16 protein-coding genes are annotated in these 19768 nt (G+C 62.7%); 8 read left to right on the forward strand and 8 right to left on the reverse strand.

Annotated features, from left to right (window positions below; translation table 11 throughout):
- Positions 1–58 precede the first annotated feature (58 nt).
- On the reverse strand, positions 59–1507 hold the full coding sequence (locus tag AB8B20_RS23415) for an amidohydrolase family protein (protein ID WP_439073414.1): 1449 nt from the start codon (positions 1505–1507) through the stop codon (positions 59–61).
- Positions 1508–1683: 176 nt separating this feature from the next.
- Between AB8B20_RS23415 and AB8B20_RS23420 the strand changes: the two genes are divergently transcribed.
- Positions 1684–3276, forward strand: coding sequence for a gamma-glutamyltransferase family protein (locus AB8B20_RS23420; protein ID WP_439073413.1), 1593 nt, complete (start codon positions 1684–1686; stop codon positions 3274–3276).
- 123 nt (positions 3277–3399) lie between these two features.
- On the opposite strand, the gene feoB is transcribed toward AB8B20_RS23420, so the two are convergent.
- From feoB to AB8B20_RS23435, 3 genes are all read right to left on the reverse strand, one after another.
- Positions 3400–5286 carry a ferrous iron transporter B gene (gene feoB, locus AB8B20_RS23425; protein ID WP_439073412.1) on the reverse strand — a complete coding sequence of 629 codons (1887 nt, stop codon included), beginning with the start codon at positions 5284–5286 and terminating at the stop codon, positions 3400–3402.
- On the reverse strand, positions 5283–5570 hold the full coding sequence (locus AB8B20_RS23430) for a FeoA family protein (protein ID WP_093761616.1): 288 nt from the start codon (positions 5568–5570) through the stop codon (positions 5283–5285). The genes feoB and AB8B20_RS23430 overlap by 4 nt, the downstream gene beginning before the upstream one ends.
- An 89-nt stretch (positions 5571–5659) precedes the next feature.
- Positions 5660–7453 (reverse strand): ABC transporter ATP-binding protein, encoded by a 1794-nt coding sequence (locus AB8B20_RS23435; RefSeq protein ID WP_439073411.1) that lies wholly within the window; start codon positions 7451–7453, stop codon positions 5660–5662.
- A gap of 190 nt (positions 7454–7643) precedes the next feature.
- Between AB8B20_RS23435 and AB8B20_RS23440 the strand changes: the two genes are divergently transcribed.
- Both AB8B20_RS23440 and AB8B20_RS23445 read left to right on the forward strand, forming a co-directional pair.
- Positions 7644–8987 (forward strand): TAXI family TRAP transporter solute-binding subunit, encoded by a 1344-nt coding sequence (locus AB8B20_RS23440; RefSeq protein WP_175365955.1) that lies wholly within the window; start codon positions 7644–7646, stop codon positions 8985–8987.
- Between the two features lie 74 nt (positions 8988–9061).
- On the forward strand, positions 9062–10021 hold the full coding sequence (locus AB8B20_RS23445) for a phospholipase D-like domain-containing protein (protein ID WP_439073410.1): 960 nt from the start codon (positions 9062–9064) through the stop codon (positions 10019–10021).
- 186 nt (positions 10022–10207) lie between these two features.
- Here the strand turns inward: AB8B20_RS23445 and AB8B20_RS23450 are convergent, their stop codons facing one another.
- The 4 genes from AB8B20_RS23450 to hutI all read right to left on the reverse strand — a co-directional run bounded on the left by AB8B20_RS23450 (position 10208) and on the right by hutI (position 14732).
- Positions 10208–11089, reverse strand: coding sequence for a LysR family transcriptional regulator (locus AB8B20_RS23450; RefSeq protein WP_089266864.1), 882 nt, complete (start codon positions 11087–11089; stop codon positions 10208–10210).
- Between the two features lie 152 nt (positions 11090–11241).
- Positions 11242–11811 (reverse strand): HutD/Ves family protein, encoded by a 570-nt coding sequence (locus tag AB8B20_RS23455; protein WP_439073409.1) that lies wholly within the window; start codon positions 11809–11811, stop codon positions 11242–11244.
- Between the two features lie 9 nt (positions 11812–11820).
- Complete coding sequence (gene hutU / locus AB8B20_RS23460; RefSeq protein WP_439073408.1) at positions 11821–13494, reverse strand: urocanate hydratase; 1674 nt, start codon at positions 13492–13494, stop codon at positions 11821–11823.
- A gap of 11 nt (positions 13495–13505) precedes the next feature.
- The gene (gene hutI / locus AB8B20_RS23465) at positions 13506–14732 is read right to left on the reverse strand and encodes an imidazolonepropionase (protein ID WP_439073407.1); all 1227 of its coding nucleotides are present in this window, start codon (positions 14730–14732) and stop codon (positions 13506–13508) included.
- A gap of 77 nt (positions 14733–14809) precedes the next feature.
- On the opposite strand from hutI, the gene AB8B20_RS23470 reads away from it, so the two are divergent.
- The 5 genes from AB8B20_RS23470 to AB8B20_RS23490 all read left to right on the forward strand — a co-directional run bounded on the left by AB8B20_RS23470 (position 14810) and on the right by AB8B20_RS23490 (position 19707).
- Entirely contained in the window at positions 14810–16207 is a 1398-nt protein-coding gene (locus tag AB8B20_RS23470; RefSeq protein ID WP_439090577.1) for a formimidoylglutamate deiminase, read from the forward strand.
- On the forward strand, positions 16207–16971 hold the full coding sequence (gene hutC, locus AB8B20_RS23475; protein WP_439073405.1) for a histidine utilization repressor: 765 nt from the start codon (positions 16207–16209) through the stop codon (positions 16969–16971). The genes AB8B20_RS23470 and hutC overlap by 1 nt, the downstream gene beginning before the upstream one ends.
- A gap of 105 nt (positions 16972–17076) precedes the next feature.
- Positions 17077–18021 carry an ABC transporter substrate-binding protein gene (locus AB8B20_RS23480; protein ID WP_439073404.1) on the forward strand — a complete coding sequence of 315 codons (945 nt, stop codon included), beginning with the start codon at positions 17077–17079 and terminating at the stop codon, positions 18019–18021.
- 130 nt (positions 18022–18151) lie between these two features.
- Positions 18152–18925 carry an ABC transporter permease gene (locus AB8B20_RS23485; protein WP_093761596.1) on the forward strand — a complete coding sequence of 258 codons (774 nt, stop codon included), beginning with the start codon at positions 18152–18154 and terminating at the stop codon, positions 18923–18925.
- Positions 18922–19707 (forward strand): ABC transporter ATP-binding protein, encoded by a 786-nt coding sequence (locus AB8B20_RS23490; protein ID WP_439073403.1) that lies wholly within the window; start codon positions 18922–18924, stop codon positions 19705–19707. Before AB8B20_RS23485 ends, AB8B20_RS23490 begins: the two co-directional genes overlap by 4 nt.
- The last annotated feature ends 61 nt before the right edge of the window (positions 19708–19768 follow it).

Genomic DNA, 19768 nt, shown 5'->3' on the forward strand with positions numbered 1-19768 from the left:
GCGGGGAGAGGGAGCGCGCCGGCGCGCGTGGTAGAGTCCGGATGCGGCAAGCACCGGCTCATTCGTTCGACGGCCACGCCATCGGGAACGACAGCGGCGAGATTTCCGTCAGCTTGCGGCCGGCCCAGTCGAGACCCGGCGTGCGCTCTTCCGCGCGGATCTGCGCTTCATGTACGCGCAGCGCAGCCGCTGGATAATCGAACGTCTGCACCACGCCGTCCTTCACCACCTGTCGGCCATCCACATAGACGTGACGCACCGCGCGTTCCGCCGCCGCATAGATCATGCTGCGAATCGGGTCGCGATGCGGCTGCATCATCGGATGGGTGACGTCGACCATCACGAAATCCGCCTTGCAGCCGGCTTCGAGCCTGCCGATATCGTTGCGGCCGAGCGCCTTGGCGCCGACGGTGGTGGCCGCCTCGAACAGCATGGTCGAGTTCAGGCCGCGCGGATGCCCGGCCATCAGCCGGGAGGTCATCGTCGCGTTGCGCATTTCCTCGATCATGTTGTGCGGATAGGTGTCGGTGCCGATCGCCACCGAAATGCCGGCTGCGCGATAGCGGCCGACATCGCGCAGCGCGATGCCCCGCCGCATGAACACGGTCGGGCAATGCGCCACTGTCGTTCCGGTCTCGGCGAGCAGCGCGAGGTCGCGCTTCGTGTGCCACGGCGTCAGCGGATGGTCGTCGACGAAGATGGAGTGACCGACCAGCGAGGTCGGGCCGAGCACGCCGAGTTCGCCGAGCCACTGGATCGGCGTCACGCCATGGCGGCGGACGATCTCGTGGAATTCCGACACCGACTGTGCGGCATGAGTCTGCCACGGAATGCCGCGGCGCTTCGCTTCAGCGTAGCTGTCTTTCATCAGTTGCGGCGTGCAGGTGTCGATCTGTGCTGGGTACATCATTCCGGAGAGACGGCCGGACGGATGGCTCTCGGCGGCATCGATGAGCGCGAAGGCCTGCAGCATGCCGTCTTCGCCGGCCTTCTCGTTCCATTCGTAATCGACGAGCGTGCCATTCGGCGTGAACCAGCGCGCCGAGCGGAACCCCGGAGCGATATAGACGCGCAGGCCGCTTTGTCCGGCGAGATCGAGCCATTGCGGATGCGGCATCGACAGATCGACCACCGTGGTGACGCCGGACAGCAGCAGTTCGGAATAGGCGACGCGCACGCAGTCCGGCACGCCTTCCGGATCGGACCGCAGGATCGGCATGTATTCGTAGAGCGACGAATTATACAGACCGGGCGAGCCGATCTCGTCGAGAAAGCCCTTGTTGAGCGGTTCGCTGGACGGATGCGAGTGGATATCGACGAGGCCCGGCATCACCATGAAGCCACGGCCGTCGATGGTCTTGGCCGCTTCGCCCCGATAGTCGCGGCCGGCAAACACGATCTGGCCGCCGTCGAAAGCGACGTCGCCGCCGATGACATAGGTGTGGCTGCTCTTTGCGGCGTCCCAGGCGACGACATAGTCCGCGTTGCGGATGACGGTGATGGCCATACTGATCCTCTTGATGGAAGGCGAGGAACCGTAGGCGCAAGCGACCCGGCGGTGCAAGATCGAGAGGTGAGCAGACCCGCCTGTCTATTTGGCATATGCAACCCGTCTGTTCGGCAGGTGCAAATGCCGATAAGAAGACGCGTTGATCTGCAAAGTCCTGAAGAGAGCCTGAACTGATGCAATACAGACATGACGGCCTTTACGCTTCCCGCCGCTCGCCGGTGATGGCGCGCAATGTGGTGGCGGCGTCGCAGCCGCTGGCGACACAGGCGGGTCTGCGCATGCTGGAGCGCGGCGGCAATGCGCTGGATGCGGCGCTCGCGGCCGCGATCACGCTGACCGTGGTCGAGCCGACCGGCAACGGCATCGGATCGGACGCCTATTGCATCCTCTGGGATGGCAAGGAGCTGCATGGCCTCAACGCGTCCGGCCGGTCGCCGGCGGGATGGACCCCTGAGCGATTTGCCAATCACAAGACGTTCCCGCATCGCGGCTGGGAAAGCGTGACCGTACCCGGCGCCGTCTCGGCCTGGGTCGATCTGTCCGAACGCTTCGGCAAGCTGCCCTTCGCGGACCTGTTCGGGCCTGCGATCTCCTATGCGGAGAATGGTTTCCACGTCTCGCCTGTGATCGCCGAACTCTGGCGCCGCGGCGCGGAGGAACTCAAGAACCAGCCGGGCTTCGCCGAAGCCTTCATGCCCGGCGGACGTGCGCCCGCGGCTGGCGAACTGTTTCGCGCACCGGGCCATGCTTATTCGCTCAAGCTGATCGCGGAGACAAAGGGCGAAGCGTTCTATCGCGGCGAACTCGCAAAGCGCATTGCCGATTTCGCACGCGCAAATGGTGCAGTCCTCGACGAGGCCGACATGGCTGCGCACAAGAACGACTGGTGCGGCACCATCCATCAGGATTTCGGCGATGCCTCGCTGCATGAAATCCCGCCAAACGGGCAGGGCATCGCCGCGTTGATGGCGCTGGGGATCATGCGAGCCTACGGCACCGACGCTCTCGTGCTCGACAGCGGCGACGCGTTCCATCTGCAGATCGAAGCCACAAAACTCGCTTTCGCGGATGTCTACGCCTATGCGGCCGATCTCGATTACATGCGTGACGTCACCGTCGCGCATCTGCTCAGCCCGGCCTATCTGGCGTCACGCGCCAAGCTGATCGATCGCAGCCGCGCGCAGGATTTTGGCGCCGGCGCGCCGAAGACCGGCGGCACGGTGTGCCTGTCCACCGGCGATGCCAGCGGCATGATGGTGTCCTATATCCAGTCGAATTATTCCGGCTTCGGCTCCGGCGTGGTCGTGCCCGGCACCGGCATCAGCCTGCAGAATCGCGGCTTCGGTTTTATTCTGACCGAGGGCCATCCCAATCAGGTCGGCCCGCGCAAGCGGCCGTTCCAGACCATCATTCCCGGCTTCGTGATGCAGGGCCGGGAGCCGCTGATGGCCTTCGGCCTGATGGGTGGCCCGATGCAGGCACAGGGCCATCTGCAGATCATGCTGCGCATGCAGCTCTGGGGACAGGATCCGCAGACGGCAGCGGATGCACCGCGCTGGCGCTACGTAGCAGGCTTGAAAGTCGCGATCGAGACGGCGGTGCCGGACAATGTCGCGGCCGATCTCGCCAGCCGCGGCCACGTCATCGAGCGCGAACCGCCGGACTCCGCCTTCGGTTTCGGCGGCGCGCAGCTCGTGCGCAAAATCGATGGCGGCTATGTCGCCGGCTCCGACCCGCGCAAGGATGGGCTCGCGGCGGGATTTTGAGTCCGATACTCGGCCGTCATTGCGAGGTCAGGGAAAGCAAGCTTTCCCCTTAGCGAAACGACGAAGCAATCCAGTTCTTTCTGGATTGCTTCGCTGCGCTCGCAATGACGAGCTTCTTCTGCCTCAGCCCAGCCCGGCGGCCTTGGCCACGGTGTAGGTGATCAGGCTCGCCACATAGGCCAGTGCGAACATGTAGAGGAACGTCACCACCATCCATTTGGTGCTGCCGGTCTCGCGGCGGATCACGGCCAGCGTCGAAGCGCATTGCGGGGCGAAGATGAACCAGGCCAGGAACGACAGAGCCGTCGCGAGGCTCCATTTGCTCGCCAGTGCCTGGCCGATGGCGTCCGCTGCTTCCTTGCCGCCTTCAATCGCATAGACGGTGCCGAGCGCGCCGACCGCGACTTCGCGTGCCGCCATGCCGGGGATCAGCGCTACGGCGATCTGCCAGTTGAAGCCGAGCGGAGCGAAGAACGGCTCCAGGAATTTTCCGATCATCGCGGCGAGGCTGTAATTGATCGCCGGCCCTTCAGCGCCGGCCGGTGCCTGCGGGAACGAGGCGAGGAACCAGATCAGGATCATCATCGACAGGATCGTTGTGCCGGCGCGCTGCAGGAACATCTTGGCGCGGGTATAGACGCCGATGGCGATGCTCTTGAGGCGCGGCAGTTTGTAGTCCGGCAATTCCAGCATGAACGGCGCCGGCTGGTAGTCGCGCCACATGAAGAACTTGATGACGAAGGAGACGGCCAGCGCGCTGCCGATGCCGGCGACATAGAGCCCGAACATCACGAGGCCCTGCAGGTTCACCCAGCCCCAGACGGTTTCGGCCGGAATGAAGGCGGAGATGATCAGCGTATAGACCGGGATGCGCGCCGAGCAGGTCATCAGCGGTGCGATCAGGATGGTGGTGAGGCGGTCGCGGCGATTGTCGATCACGCGCGTCGCCATGATGCCGGGGATGGCGCAGGCGAAGCTCGACAGCAGCGGGATGAAGGCGCGGCCATGCAGGCCGGCACCGCCCATGATGCGGTCCATCAGGAACGCCGCGCGCGCCATGTAGCCGAAATCTTCCAGCAGCAGGATGAACAGGAAGATGATGATGATCTGCGGCAGGAACACGAGCACGCTGCCGACGCCGGCGATCAACCCGTTCTGCAGGAAGCTCTGCAAGATGCCTTCGGGCAGCACCTGCGCTACCACCGTGCCCAGCGCGCCGAATGAATCCGACAGCAGCTCCATCAGCGGCTGCGCCCAGGAGAACACCGCCTGGAACATCACGAACAGAATGAGCGCGAGAATCGCGAGACCGGCGACCGGATGCAGCACCACGGCATCGACGCGCGTGGTCAGCGTGTCCGGCTTGCTCGGCATCGTCACGGTTTCGCGGATGATGCGGTCGGCCTCGCGCTGCAGCGCCTTCATCTCGGACAGGCCGAGCGGCTTCCAGCCGTCGCCGGCGACGACCGCCGGCATATTGGCGGCGAATTCGTCGGTGCGCTTGCGTAATTCCTCGACGCCGGCCTTCTTCACCGCGATCGATGTGATCACCGGCACGCCGAGTGCTGCGGACATCGCGTCGACATCGATGCTGACGCCGCGGCGCTGCGCGATGTCGAACATGTTGAGCACCACCAGCAGCGGGCGACCGGTGCGCTTGAGTTCCAGGATCAGCCGCAGCGTGAGGCGCAGATTGGTGGCATCGGCGATGCACAGGACCAGATCGGGCGCAGCTTCGCCGGGGCGCTTGCCGAGCACGACGTCGCGGGTGATCTCTTCGTCCGGGCTGCGGCCGCGCAGCGAATAGGTGCCGGGCAGGTCGAGCAGCGTGACCTGACGGCCGGCCGGCGTCACGAAGGCGCCTGCCTTGCGCTCGACGGTGACGCCCGCATAGTTGGCCACCTTCTGGCGGCTGCCGGTGAGTGCGTTGAACAGCGATGTCTTGCCGCTATTGGGGGCTCCCACCAGCGCGAGATGAAAGCGCTCGGTGGTCACGTCTGTATGGGTCATTTCACAACAACTGCCATGGCTTCGCGCCGGCGAACGGCGATCGTAATATTGTCGACGCGCACCGCGATCGGATCGCGCTGGATGGCACCCTGATGCAGGATCTCGACGCGCGCACCTTCGGTGAAGCCCATTTCCAGCAGATGCCGTTCGAGCTCGTGGCCGCTCTCGGCGGCGCCTGCAATATCGGGCTGCAACGCCACGATGGTTCCGATGAATCCGCGCGGCGCATTGCCGAGGCGCAATTCGTGTGTGGATGTTTCGGATGCAGTCTGGTGGACGGTCATGCCCGACCTTGTCGAGCAGCGTCCTGACAAGGTCAAGACAAACGCTCGTATGTTATTAGAATGATTATAAAGAGGCGCTCCGGCACCGCTTACGATGCGCCCGCAGACTGCTCGTTCACCACCCGCTGCTGGATCTTCACCAGTTCTGCATAGATGCCGCCTTGCGCGATCAATTCGTCGTTGGAGCCCTGCTCGGCGACGACGCCTTCTTTCAGCACGATGATCTTGTCGGCGTCGCGAATGGTCGAAAGCCGATGCGCGATCATGATGACGGTGCGGCCCTGCATCAGCCGGCGCAGCGCCTCGATCACCAGCGCCTCGGATTCCGGATCGAGCGCTGCTGTCGGCTCGTCCAGGATCATGATCGGGCTGTTGCGCACCACCGCACGCGCGATGCCGATGCGCTGGCGCTGGCCGCCGGACAGCGTGTCGCCGCGTTCGCCGACCATGGAGTCGTAACCGTGTGGCATGCGGCCGATGAACTCGTCGGCATTGGCGATCTTCGCGGCGGCGATGATCTCCTCGTCAGTTGCACCAGGGCGGCCATAGGCGATGTTCTCGCGGATCGTGCCGCGGAACAGCACGGTCTCCTGCAGCACGAAGCCGACCTGGGCGCGGAGCGCCGATAATTTGTAGTCGGTGACGTCGACGCCATCGATCAGCACGCGCCCCGATGTTGCGTCGTAGAAGCGCGGGATCAGGCTGAGCACCGTGGATTTGCCGGAACCGGTCGGCCCGACCACGCCGACGATCTGGCCGGGTTCGATATGCAGCGAAACATCGCGGAGCACGCTGGTCTCCTCGCTATAGGCGAAGGCGACGTTTTCGAAGGTGATGGCTCCCTTGGCGCGACCGGGATCGACCGCACCCGATTTTTCCACGATGACATCGTCGGCGGCCAGGATGTTCTGGATCCGCTCCAGCGCCACGGTGGTCTGCGCGATCGCGCTGGTCATGCTGGCGAGGTCCTTCACCGGTTTGAAGAACTGCGCGAGATAAGCGAGGTACACGGTGAGCGCGCCAGCCGTCATGGTGCCGGCGACAATCAGCGAGGTCCCCTTCCACAGCACGATGGCGGTGCAGAACGCCACCACGATGCTGACCACAGGCGAGAGCAGTGATTTCACCTGACGCGCCTTCATGGCGGCCTCGACCGTCGCATGGCTGGCGGCCTCCAGCCGCGCCAGTTCGAGATCCTGCCTGCCGAAGGCCGTCACTGCGCGCACCTGGCCGAGGCCCTGCTGGACCACGGCAACGATCTCGCTCTGCCGTTGCCGCACCGTGCGCGTCACCTCCTTCACGGCGCGCTTGAAATGGAACACGAAGACGATCAGGAACGGCGTGATGCCGAGCGCGATCAGTGTAAAATCCCAGTCGAGCCAGAACATCAGCCCGATCATGAAGACGATGGTGATGAGATCGAGCAGGATATCCAGCGTCGAGGATGACGCGAAGTTCTGCAGCGTTGTGACGTCGGTGGTGATCGTGGACATCAGCGCGCCGGTCTTGGCCTTGTCGTAGTAGCGCAGCGACAGCCGATGCAGATGCGCATAGATGCGGATGCGCAGGTCGTTGGCCACCCACTGGCCGACCGATGTCGAATAGTAGTTGTCGATGTAAGTGGCGATCGCGCCGATCACGGCGATCACCAGGGTGGCGATGCCGGCGAACAATGCGACGCCGAGCGTGTGGCGGCCGATGCCGTAGTCATGGGCCCAGTCCAGCCAGGCGGGCAGGTGATGGCTGCCCAGCGCGTCATCGAGCACCAGTTTCAGCGGCCAAGGCGCGGCCAGGCTCATGGCGATCTCGACCAGCATGGCGAGGAAGACGATGATCAGCCAGCCGCGATAGGGCCGGAGCATCTCGAGTACCAGACGAGTCATCGAACATTGTCTCCAGCAACACGGCCAGACCGGGAATCATGAGCAGTCCTGGCGGCCGCAGTATATAGCCGCCGTCGGTTAGCGGGTCTTAACTGTAGTCGGGTACAGATGGATTTTTGCTGACAGCCCGCGCATTGTGGCATGCGGGCAGGAGCGTCAGTTAATTTGGCAGGGCTGCGCAGGACCGAACATGAACGTGCGATCCGTTGCTTTCCCGTTCTGGGGCAGGGTGCTTCTGCTGGCCGGCATCCTCGGTCTGGTGGTGGGCGGCGGCCTTCTGACCTGGCGCTATATCGAGCGTCCGACCGTGCTCAAGCTGGCGGTCGGGTCGATCGATGGCGAAGCCGGCAAGACGGCATCGATCATCGCCAGCCATTTCGCCACCAGGAAGTCGCCAATCCGGCTGGATTTCGAGACCTTCGGCAACGCCGTCGATGCCGGCAAGGCGTTCTCCTCCGGCAAGGTCGATCTCGCTGTGGTCCGGGCCGATGTCGGCGATCTCTCCGAGGCGCGCGCCGTTGCCGTCATGGCCAAGGCGGTCGTCATGCTGATCGCGCCGCCCGGCTCGAAAATCACCAGCGTCGAAGGCCTGCGCGGCCGCACCGTCGGTGTGGTGGGCGGCGAGGTCAATCGCAGGCTGGTCGATGCGCTCACCAAGCAATACGACCTGACGAGCGCGAGGGTCACATTCAAGAATCTTGAGGTCAGCGATACCCGGCGCGCGGTGGAAGCCAAGGAAGTCGGCGCGCTGCTGGTGGTGATTCCGCTGACCGAGAAGTATTTGTCCCTGGTGCGCGGTCTGTTCAAAACCGGCGCCCCCGTGCTGATCCCGATCGATGCCGCCGGCGCCATTGCCGACGCCAATGGCGCCTATGAAAGCTTCGACATTCCGAAAGGGTCGCTCCGCGGTGCGCCGCCCGTCCCGGATGATGACGTGACGACGCTTCGGGTCAGTTATTATCTGGTCGCGAACAAGAAGCTCCATTCCAGCCTGATCGCGCGTCTGACCGAAATGGTGATCGCGGCGCGCCGCGATCTGATCGCCGGGCAACCGCAACTGGCCGGTATCGCCGCTGCCGACACCGATCCCGATGCCTTTATCCCCATTCATCCCGGCGCGGCTGCCTACTACAACGGTACCGAGCAGAGCTTCATGGACAAATACGGCGACGACATCTATCTCGCCCCCATGATCCTTGGCGCCCTTGCCTCTGTGCTGGCTGCCGCCTGGAAATTCCTCGGCATCCGCCCGCCCGACCACCGTGAGGCGACACTCAATGCACTTTATGCATTACCGCGCCGGATCCGGGCGGCGGCGGATGATGCGGAACTGTGCGCGATCGAGCAGGAGGTCGACGATCTTCTCAGCGCGCAGCTGGCGAAGACCATGCGCAATGATGACGATGCACTTGAAATGGCGACGCTGGTCTCTTCGGCACAGCGCCTCGATAACCTCATTCATCACCGCCGTTCGGCGCTGGCGCGGGCCCCATTTTCTGCCGCGCCGCATTCAAGTATAGAGTCGGAGACGTAGTTCCAGGCCATGACGCTGTTTTGCAGAACCACCAGCCGTTTGCGGGCACCTTTATTTCTCGCGAGAGGTCAATCATGACGCATAACCTGCTCGTGTTTCCGGATGACACCGCGCAGTGCATCATCGATCCGATCAGGGCCGCAAAGCGCAGCCTGAACATCCGGATGTTCCTGTTCACCGATCCGACGCTGCTGCATGAGGTGATCGCGGCGAAGCGGCGCGGCGTCAAAGTGCGCGTCATGCTCAATCCGGCCCGGCGCAACGGCGAGAGCGAGAATAACGAAACCGCCGCGGCGCTGGCTGCGGCCGGGGTCGAAGTCCGTGACAGCAATCCGGCCTTCGCGCTGACCCATCAGAAGTCGATGGTGATCGATGACGAATGGGGCTTTGTCGAGTCGCTGAACTGGGAGACCCGCGATCTCACCGAAACGCGCGACTACGCGGTGACCACGACCAAGAAGCTCGAGATTTCCGAGATGGTGGATTGCTTCGAGGCCGACTGGGCGAAGCAGGATTTCGTACCGAACCCGGACTCGCAACTGATCTGGTGCCCGAACAACGGCCGCGAGCGGATCGGCGCTTTCATCGATTCTGCGCGGGACACGCTCTGGATCCAGAACGAGCGTTATCAGGACACGGACATCATCGAGCGGCTGGTTCGCGCGGTGCTGCGCGGCGTTCAGGTCCACATCATGGCGCGGCAGCCGCACAAGCTGAAGAAGAACAAGCTGATCGAGGGGATCGGCGGCTTGCGCATCATGCATGACGTCGGCGCCAAGGTGCACCGGCTCAATGACATGAAGCTGCACGGCAAGATGCTGCTGGCCGACGAGGAACGCGCTATCGTCGGTTCGATCAATCTCACGCCGGGCAGTTTTGACGATCGCCGCGAACTGGCCATTGAGACCGATGAGCACCATGTTGTGAAGCGTCTCGTCGAGACCTCGCATCACGACTGGAAACATTCGCGCAAGCTCGACCTCTCCGACGAGGCGGTTCAGGCGGATCTGGAAAAACACGGCATCCGGCAGTAGCGCGTTGTCGCTCAGCGCCGATCCGGCCGCGGCGATAGCCGGGCTCGGGGCTGCACAGGTTTCCTTTCGGCGCGGCGAGCATATTCCGTGGCCAGGTTCAGCAGTCGTTCGCGAACCACGGGGTCATCAATCTCCCGCGCCAGCTTTTCGCAGCGCTCGGCCTGCTCTCTGAAATATGCGGCTTCGCTAGGCAACTTTGTCGTTTTCCATGGGCAGTGCGGGGCGCAGGAACATCGCCGAGAGCTGATCCTTGATTTCCAGGACACGCGGCGATGTCATACCCGGGCGAATACAGAGCAGCGCTTTGATGGTCGGAAGCTCCGGCAAGTAATAGTCCCTGGCCCAGACCAGTCCCGGCGGAATGATCCGGCTGGGAACAGCCGTCAGTCCGATGCCGGCTTCGACGGCGGCTTTCTTCGCGCTGTAGTCCTGACTGCTGAAGGCAATCCGATAGGAAAGGCCATGCCGCGTGAGTGTATGAATCATCCAGTCGTCATTGGTCCAGGTGACGATTGGGATCGGTGCGCCGGGGCTGAGCACGAATGATTTCGAGCGAACCCATGCCAGCCGATCCTCGGATTCATCGACAATGAGCGGAGCCAGATCGGCACTGATTTCTCCCCGCTGGAAAAAACACCCGACGTCGACATGGCCGTCGATCAATGCTGTCGCAATCTCGGTGGACATTCCGGCATGGATATGGATGTCATTGAGGTTGCTCAGGCTCTGCTCGGCGACGAAGCGCTGCGCGAGGACAACGCTCAGGCCCAAACGAAGCCGGTCGACATGATTATCGGCTCCGCCGAGCGCAAGCACCTGATCGTTGGCCTCGATGATCTTGCGCGCCTGCGCAAGCACCAGCTTGCCGAGATCGGTCGGACAACTTCCGTTTGGCGTCTTGCTGAACAGCGAACCGCCAACAAGTTGTTCGAGGCGCTTGATCTGCGAACTCACCGCGGGCTGACTCAACCCCAATTGCTCCGCAGCCTTGGTCAAGCTACCTGTTTCTGAAATGGCAACGACGGTACGAACAATTTCAATCGGAATATTGAGATGCCGCTTGTGCATTTGAATATCCAGCCTCGCAATTGCGCCATGAGTCGGACCAAGTGGTGTCGCGATTCTCTACCAATCATATAGGCGTAATCACTCTTGGTTATATATTTGATTTGGATGGCATTTCGGGAACTTATGGCGTCATCAAAATCAATGTGTGGCGGCTATCTACCGAATTCGATGATGACGACACGCGCCGTGGCATCGGACTCAATCGCGACAGGTGCTGATCCTTGTTCCACAAGCAGCCCATCATGCGCCGACAGGCTATCGACGGTCGATGCCGAGCGTACGGTCGCAGTGCCATGCTCAACGAACAGAAACGCTTGTGCAGAAACTATAAAATCCTGACGTTTCATGACGTTGATGCGTCTCACATGCTGTGAGACGATCCCGCGCCTGCTCATCACATTCAAATCTGTAATGGGGCCGTCGATCAGTAACGCTGACGTTTGCTGATCGCCCGGGAAGGAATGGATCGTACTGCGATCAATGCGCACAGATGCGCGGCCGTGGACATTGAGGTCGATGCCGGCGCCATCGATGACCAGAAGTGTACGATCAATCCCGGGAAATGACGAGAACGGTCCGTCGCTCGTCACCTGCGCCATACTGACGCGCCAGTCGAAATCGTCCAGCTTTGCATTCGCCGGGAAGATCGCGATCTCCGTGGTCGATCCCAGCCCGTTCTTCCAGGGCATCACCTTGTAGTTCGCGGCGCGCAGGATCTGCATGCGCCGCACTCAGCCCTTGGCGTGCAGCGATGGCAGATTGAGGTGATGTTCCTCGGCGCAGTCGATGGCTTCCTCATAGCCTGCATCCGCGTGGCGCATCACGCCGGTGGCCGGATCGTTCCACAACACGCGTTCGAGGCGCTTGGCCGCTTCCGGCGTACCGTCGGCGACGATGACCATGCCGGAATGCTGCGAGAAGCCCATGCCGACGCCGCCGCCGTGATGTAGCGACACCCACGTCGCGCCAGATGCGCAGTTGAGCAGCGCATTGAGCAGCGGCCAGTCCGACACGGCATCGGAGCCGTCCTTCATCGCTTCGGTCTCGCGGTTCGGGCTTGCGACCGAACCGGAGTCGAGATGATCCCTGCCGACCACGATCGGCGCCTTCAGCTCACCCGAAGCCACCATCTCGTTGAAGGCGAGGCCGAGGCGATGGCGATCGCCAAGGCCCACCCAGCAGATCCGCGCCGGCAGGCCCTGGAACTGGATGCGCTCGCGCGCCATGTCGAGCCAGTTCACCAGCGCCTTGTTGTGTCCGAGGATCTCCTTCACCTTGGCGTCGGTCTTGTAGATGTCCTCGGGATCGCCTGAGAGAGCAGCCCAGCGGAACGGGCCGATGCCGCGGCAGAACAGCGGACGGATGTAAGCTGGGACAAAGCCCGGGAAGTCGAACGCGTTGTCGACGCCTTCTTCCTTGGCCATCTGGCGGATGTTGTTGCCGTAATCGACCGTCGGCACGCCCATCTTGTGGAAGTCGAGCATGGCGCGCACGTGTTCGCTCATCGACTTGCGCGAGGCCTTCTCGACGGCCTGCGGATCGCTGGCGCGCTTGGCTTCCCACTCGGACAGCGTCCAGCCCTTCGGCAGATAGCCATTGACCGGATCATGCGCCGAGGTCTGGTCGGTGACGATATCCGGCCTGACGCCGCGGCGGACCAGTTCAGGGAAGATATCGGCAGCATTGCCGAGCACGCCAACGGAAATTGGCTTCTTCTCCTTGTTGGCCTTCTCGATGATCGCCAGGGCGTCGTCGAGGTCTTTCGCCTGCACATCGAGGTAACGGCTCTTCAAGCGCATCTCGATGCGGCTCGGCTGGCACTCGACCGCGAGGCACGACGCGCCGGCCATGGTGGCCGCCAGCGTCTGCGCGCCGCCCATGCCGCCGAGGCCGGCGGTGAGGATCCAGCGTCCGGAGAGATCGCCATTGTAATGCTGCCGTCCAGCCTCCACGAAGGTCTCGTAGGTGCCCTGCACGATGCCCTGCGAGCCGATATAGATCCACGAGCCGGCCGTCATCTGGCCGTACATCATCAGACCCTTGCGATCGAGTTCGTTGAAGTGCTCCCAGGTGGCCCAGCGCGGCACAAGGTTGGAATTGGCGATCAGCACGCGCGGCGCGTCTGCATGCGTCTTGAATATGCCGACCGGCTTGCCGGATTGCACCAGCAGTGTCTCATCACTGTTGAGCTCACGCAGCGATTTGGCGATCTGGTCGAACGCCTCCCAGTTCCGTGCGGCCCGGCCGATGCCGCCATAGACCACCAGCTCGTTCGGGTTCTCGGCGACTTCCGGATCGAGATTGTTCATCAGCATGCGCAGCGGCGCTTCGGTGAGCCAGTCCTTGGCGGACAGTTCGATGCCGCGCGGGCTGCGCACGATGCGGCTGTTCTTGCTGCGATCCATGATGTCGATCCTTATTTGGATGTCGCGGAAGTCCGGCCGTGCCAGACGCGGGCGTGAAGCGGATTGAAGCCGACGCGGTAGACCAGCTCGGCGGGATGTTCGATGTCCCAGATAGCGAGATCGCAGACCTTGCCGGTCTCCAGCGTGCCGACCTCGCTCAGCTTGCCCAGTGCCCGCGCGCCTTCGCGCGTCACGCCGAGCAGGCATTCATCCACGGTCATGCGGAACAGTGTCGCGCCCATATTCATGGTCAGCAGCAGCGAGGTCAGCGGCGAGGTGCCGGGATTGCTGTCGGTGGCCAGTGCCAGATGGGTGCCATGCTTGCGGAACAGCGCGATCGGCGGCGCCTGGGTTTCACGCAGGGTGTAGTAAGCACCCGGCAATACTACGGCGACGGTGCCGGCCTTGGTCAGCGCGATGACGCCGTCTTCATCGGTATGTTCGAGATGATCCGCAGACAGCGCGCCGTGGTCGGCGGCAAGTTTAGCACCGTGCAGGTTCGACAGCTGGTCCGCATGCAGCTTGACCGGCAGGCCGAGTTTCTTGGCGGCGTCGAACACCCGCGCCGTTTGCTCCGGCGAAAATGCGATGCCTTCGCAGAACGCGTCGACAGCGTCGGCGAGCTTTAGTTCGGCAATCGCCGGCAGCATTTCGGCGATGACCGTGTCGATATAGGCGTCCTTGTCGCCATTGGCTTCCGGCGGCATCGCATGCGCGCCGAGAAACGATGTCACGACGGAGACATCGCGCTCCCTGCCGAGCTGGCGCGCCGCTGTGAGGCAGCGGATTTCGGTATCCTTGTCGAGGCCGTAGCCCGACTTGATCTCGATGGTCGTGACGCCTTCGGCGAGCAGATGGTCGAGCCGCTTCAATCCGCTGGCGACGAGCTGCGCTTCGCTGGCCGCCCGCGTGGCCTTCATGCTCGATGCGATGCCGCCGCCGGCGCGTGAAATGTCCTCATAGCTCGCGCCTTCGAGCCGCATCGCGAATTCACTCGCACGGTTGCCGCCATAGATCAGATGGGTGTGGCAATCGACGAGGCCGGGCGTGATCCATCGGCTATCGCAATCGATCCGCGTCTTGGCGTCGGCATCCGGTGGCAGGTCTGACGCAGGACCAGCGTAAGCAATCCGGCCATCCTTTGCTGCGATGCACCCGTGCTCCACAATCCCGAGGTCGGGCGTGCCGGGCGCCATGGTGGCAAGGCGTGCATTGGTCCAGATGGTATCGAAGGTCATGACGGACTGCCATAAATTCGGGACGTCGTATGTCTATACATAATCAGCGGCCTCGCTTATTGTCGAGCGTCTTTTGAATGCAACAGGCAATCGCTATGGGCACGCAACGTGCTGCAAAAAGGCTGTTCTTCGCGCACGCGCTGCTGCCGTCAGGCTGGGCGCGTGACGTCATTGTCGCGATCGAGAATGGCACCATCACGGCCGTTGCCGCGAATTCGAGCAGCGCTGACGCTGAAATCATCAGCGGCGTGGCGCTGCCCGGACTGCCCAATCTGCACAGCCATGCGTTCCAGCGCGGCATGGCCGGCCTCACCGAAATCCGCGGCGCCACGCAGGACAGTTTCTGGACTTGGCGGCAGCTCATGTATCGTTTCATCGATACGCTGACGCCGGATGACGTCGAGGCGATTGCTTCTTTCGCCTATGCCGAGATGCTGGAAGGCGGCTTCACCTCGGTGGCCGAATTCCACTATCTGCATCACGACGAGACCGGCGCGCCCTATGCGAATCTCGCGGAGATGGGTACGCGCATCGCGGCGGCATCCAGCGAGACCGGCATCGGTCTGACGCTGCTGCCGTCCTTCTATAATTTCAGTGGCTTCGGCGGCGCCGCGTCGATCCATGGTCAGCGCCGTTTCATCAACGATCCCACGCGCTTTCTGGCGCTGCTGGACAAATCCCGTGCGGCTATCGCGCCTCTCGATGACGCCGCCATCGGCATCGCGCCGCATTCTCTGCGCGCGATTACGCCGGAGACCTTGAGTGATGTCCTCAAGGCGGTGCCCGATGGTCCGATCCATATCCACGTGGCCGAGCAGACTAAAGAGGTCGAGGACTGTATCGCCTGGTCCGGCCAGCGGCCGGTGGCATGGCTGCTGGATCACATGCCGGTCGATAGACGCTGGGTGCTGATCCATGCGACCCATATGACCGATGAGGAAACCGCCGGTGTCGCGAAAGCAGGTGCCGTCATCGGCCTCTGTCCGCTCACCGAAGCCAGCCTCGGCGACGGCATTTTTGAAGGTCCGCGCTTCATCGATGCCGGCGGTGTGTTCGGTGTCGGCAGCGACTCCAATATCGAGATCACCGCGCCGGGCGAACTCAAGCAGCTCGAATACAGCCAGCGTCTGGCCTATCGCGTCCGCAATGCCGTGGCGCGCCATGAGGGCGAGTCCACTGGCCGTGCGCTCTATGAACATGCGCTGGTCGGCGGCGCGCAGGCCTCGGGCCGCAATATCGACGCGCTGGCGGTCGGCAAGCGTGCGGATATTGTCGTGCTGGACACCGCGCATCCCGATCTCTGTGCCGTCACCGGCGACCGCTGGCTCGATGCCATGATCTTTGTTGCCGGCAAATCGGCGATCTCCGACGTCTTCGTCGGCGGCAAGCAGGTCGTCAACGGCGGTCGCCACATCAAGCGCGCATCCATCACCGAGCGCTATCGGCGCGTCGTGCAGCGGCTGGCGACACTCTGATGGCGACAGCGCGCGTATCAAAATCGGCAAATGGAAAAGCGCAGGCCGCGCCGCAGGCGCTGTATCAGCGCATCCGCGCCGATCTAGAGGAGAAGATCCTCTCCGGCCGCTGGCCGCCCGGCTATCGCATTCCGTTCGAGCATGAGCTGGTCGAGAGCTATAATTGCTCGCGGATGACCGTGAACAAGGTGCTGTCGGGTCTCGCAGCCGCTGGTGTCATCGAACGCAAGCGCCGCGTCGGGAGCTTCGTCGCCAAGCCGCTGGTGCAGTCCGCAGTGCTGCATATTCCGGATATCCAGGCCGAGATCGCCAAGCGCGGGGAGGCCTATGCCTATGAGTTGCTCACGCGCAAACGACGCAAGGCAACCAAGGACGATCTCGAACGTCTCGGCATCGACAAGAGCTGCGACGTGCTGGTGTTGAGCTGTCGGCACATTGCCAAGGGCAGGCCTTTCGCGCTGGAAGAGCGCCTGATCAATCTCGACGTGGTGCCGCCTGCGTCTGAAATCGATTTCACGCGCGTGCCGCCCGGTACCTGGCTGCTTGGTCACGTACCGTGGAATGAGGCTGAGCATCGCATTACGGCATCTCTCGCCGACGATGTCGCGCTGAAAGCATTGACGCTGAAGAAGCCGGCCGCCTGTCTCGTGGTCGAGCGCCGCACCTGGCGCAAGAACAAGATCATCACATCGGTGCGCGTCACCTATCCGAACGATCTGTATCAGCTCACCGCGCGCTTCACGCCGACGGGGCTGCGATCATGAGGACGATATGAATCATCTGCCGCAGGCCGTCTGCGGAAATTGACTCTGGCAATCCGCCATGTTGCCATGCAGTATCATTCTAAATCTGGCTGAGGAGAGTGCGTTATGAAGTTGATTGGAGTTTCCGTCGCCGCCATGCTCGCGGCTCTCGTTGCGACCCCGGCTGCGGCGCAGACCAAGGTCACTATCGCCATTTCGGGCTGGACCGGTTTCGCGCCGCTGACGCTGGCGAAGGAAGCCGGCATCTTCGCCAAAAATGGACTCGACGTCACCATCAAGAAAGTCCCGCAGGCCAGCCGCCATCTCGCCATCGCATCGGGTGACGTGCAATGCGCCGCCACCACGGTCGAAACCTGGGTGGTATGGAATGCCAATGGCGTCGCCACCACGCAGCTGTTCCAGCTCGACAAGTCCTACGGCGCCGACGGCATGGCTGTGCGCGCCGGCACCGCGTCGATCAAGGATCTGAAGGGCAAGACGGTTGCCGCGTCGGCGCCGGGCACTGCGCCCTATTTCACGCTCGCCTGGTTCCTGAAGAAGAACGGTCTTTCTGTGAAGGACGTCTCCGTCGTCAACATGGAGCCGGGTCCGGCAGCGCAGGCCTTCATCGCCGGCCAGAACGATGCGGCTATGACCTATGAGCCTTATCTGTCGGCGGTGCGCGAGAAGCCGGAAGCCGGCAAGATCATTGCCACCACGCTCGATTATCCGATGATCATGGATACCTTCGGCTGCACACCGAAATTCATCGCCGACAATGGCGACGCCGTGAAGGCGCTGGCCAAGAGCTATTTCGAAGCCGTCGCGATGATCAAGGCCGACCAGGCCAAGTCCTATGAGATCATGGGCGCCGACGTGAAGCAGACCGGCGAGAAGTTCGGCGCCTCCGCGCAGTATCTGCGCTGGCAGGATCAGGAGGCGAACAAGAAGTTCTTCGCCGGCGAGCATCAGGCGTTCTCGAAGGAAGCGGCCGAGCTGCTGCTCGAGATCGGCGTGATCAAGGAAATCCCGGATCTGACGAAGCTCGCCGATCCGCGCTTCATTCAGTAAATCTCCGCCGTCGCTTCCGTCATTGCGAGGAGCGAAGCGACGCGGCAATCCAGCTCTTACTTAAGGAAGACTGGATTGCTTCGTCGCAAGAGCTCCTCGCAATGACGATCATGAGCATCGAATACGCAGCATGAAGCCACTCGCCCCCATTTCATCCACCGCGCGCGTCGTGCTCGGCATATCCTTCTTCGTGCTGTTCGTTGCCGCGTGGTCCTATGCGACCTTTGGCGGCTTCGTCTCCAAGACCTTTCTCGCCAATCCGTGGACCATGCTGCAGGACGGCTGGTTTCTGCTGGTGAAGCAGGGCTTCCTGCACGATATCGGCATGACCATCTGGCGCGTGATCGGCGGCTTCGTGCTGGCGGCGCTGTTCGCGGTGCCGATCGGCATCCTGATGGGCGCCTACAAGCCGATCGAAGCCTTTCTCGAACCCTTCGTATCCTTTGCGCGCTATCTGCCGGCCTCGGCCTTCATCCCCTTGCTGATCCTGTGGGCTGGCATCGGCGAATTGCAGAAGCTCCTGGTGATCTTCATCGGCTCGGTGTTCCAGCTCATTTTGATGGTCGCTGTCAGTGTCGGCAGCGTGCGCCGGGATCTCGTCGAGGCATCGCTGACGCTTGGCGCGCGCGATGCCGGGGTGCTCAAGCGCGTTCTCATCCCGTCCGCCGCGCCTGAGATCGCGGAAATCCTGCGCCTCGTGCTCGGCTGGGCCTGGACCTATGTCATCGTCGCCGAACTGATCGGCTCGTCCTCCGGCATCGGCCACATGATCATCGACAGCCAGGCGCTGCTGGCCACTGGTCAGATCATTTTCGGCATCATCGTCATCGGTATCATCGGTTTGATTTCGGACTACGCGTTCAAGGCTGCGAACCGGCGCTTGTTTCCGTGGAGCATCATTTGAGCAAGCTCGTCATCGACAACGTCTCGCGGATTTTCCCCGCCGTCCGCGGCGGCACGCCGACGCGTGCGCTGGAGCCGACCAATCTCTCCGTTGCGGATAATGACTTCGTCACGATCCTCGGACCAAGTGGTTGTGGCAAGTCCACGCTGCTGCGCATGGTCGCCGGGCTGGATACGCCGACCACCGGCCGCATCATGCTCGACGGCAAGGCGATTACTGGTCCCGGCGCCGATCGCGGCATGGTGTTCCAGTCCTACACGCTGTTTCCCTGGCTCACGGTGTCGGAGAATATTTCCTTCGGTCTGCGCGAGCGCGGTGTGTCCCAGCGTGAACGCAACGACATCGCCAAACAGTGGCTGGAGAAGGTGGGCCTCACCAGTTTCGCCAATCATTTTCCGAAGCAGCTTTCGGGCGGTATGCAGCAGCGCACCGCGATTGCGCGTGCGCTCGCCAACGATCCGAAGATCCTGCTGCTCGACGAGCCGTTCGGCGCGCTCGATAACCAGACTCGCGCCTTGATGCAGGAATTGCTGCTCGGCATCTGGGAGCGCGAGCGCAAGACGGTGATCTTCGTCACCCACGATATCGAGGAAGCGGTGTTCCTGGCGTCGCGAACCGTGGTGATGTCGGCGCGTCCCGGTCGCATCAAGGCCGATATCCCGGTCGATCTGCCGCATCCGCGGCACTACACAATCAAGACCAGCCCGGCTTTTTCCGATCTCAAAGCGCGGCTCACGGAAGAAATCCGTGTCGAGGCCGTGCTCGCGGCTGAGGCCCACTAGGATTCTCAGGCCGCATCAGCGGCGTCAGGATACCGCTTGAGCGACGCGCCAACTATCGAAG

The organism is Tardiphaga sp. 866_E4_N1_4, assembly GCF_052076075.1.
In the GTDB taxonomy this organism is placed as follows: Bacteria; Pseudomonadota; Alphaproteobacteria; order Rhizobiales; family Xanthobacteraceae; genus Tardiphaga; species Tardiphaga robiniae.

Bases quoted from the DNA above. Each gene is read 5' to 3' on its own strand.
- AB8B20_RS23435 (WP_439073411.1), bottom strand. From the start codon at position 7,453: ATGACTCGTCTGGTACTCGAGATGCTCCGGCCCTATCGCGGCTGGCTG.
- AB8B20_RS23485 (WP_093761596.1), top strand. From the start codon at position 18,152: ATGAAGCCACTCGCCCCCATTTCATCCACCGCGCGCGTCGTGCTCGGC.
- AB8B20_RS23440 (WP_175365955.1), top strand. From the start codon at position 7,644: ATGAACGTGCGATCCGTTGCTTTCCCGTTCTGGGGCAGGGTGCTTCTG.
- AB8B20_RS23420 (WP_439073413.1), top strand. From the start codon at position 1,684: ATGCAATACAGACATGACGGCCTTTACGCTTCCCGCCGCTCGCCGGTG.
- hutC (WP_439073405.1), top strand. From the start codon at position 16,207: ATGGCGACAGCGCGCGTATCAAAATCGGCAAATGGAAAAGCGCAGGCC.
- AB8B20_RS23445 (WP_439073410.1), top strand. From the start codon at position 9,062: ATGACGCATAACCTGCTCGTGTTTCCGGATGACACCGCGCAGTGCATC.
- feoB (WP_439073412.1), bottom strand. From the start codon at position 5,286: ATGACCCATACAGACGTGACCACCGAGCGCTTTCATCTCGCGCTGGTG.
- hutI (WP_439073407.1), bottom strand. From the start codon at position 14,732: ATGACCTTCGATACCATCTGGACCAATGCACGCCTTGCCACCATGGCG.
- AB8B20_RS23450 (WP_089266864.1), bottom strand. From the start codon at position 11,089: ATGCACAAGCGGCATCTCAATATTCCGATTGAAATTGTTCGTACCGTC.
- AB8B20_RS23470 (WP_439090577.1), top strand. From the start codon at position 14,810: ATGCAACAGGCAATCGCTATGGGCACGCAACGTGCTGCAAAAAGGCTG.
- AB8B20_RS23430 (WP_093761616.1), bottom strand. From the start codon at position 5,570: ATGACCGTCCACCAGACTGCATCCGAAACATCCACACACGAATTGCGC.
- AB8B20_RS23455 (WP_439073409.1), bottom strand. From the start codon at position 11,811: ATGCAGATCCTGCGCGCCGCGAACTACAAGGTGATGCCCTGGAAGAAC.
- AB8B20_RS23480 (WP_439073404.1), top strand. From the start codon at position 17,077: ATGAAGTTGATTGGAGTTTCCGTCGCCGCCATGCTCGCGGCTCTCGTT.
- AB8B20_RS23415 (WP_439073414.1), bottom strand. From the start codon at position 1,507: ATGGCCATCACCGTCATCCGCAACGCGGACTATGTCGTCGCCTGGGAC.
- hutU (WP_439073408.1), bottom strand. From the start codon at position 13,494: ATGGATCGCAGCAAGAACAGCCGCATCGTGCGCAGCCCGCGCGGCATC.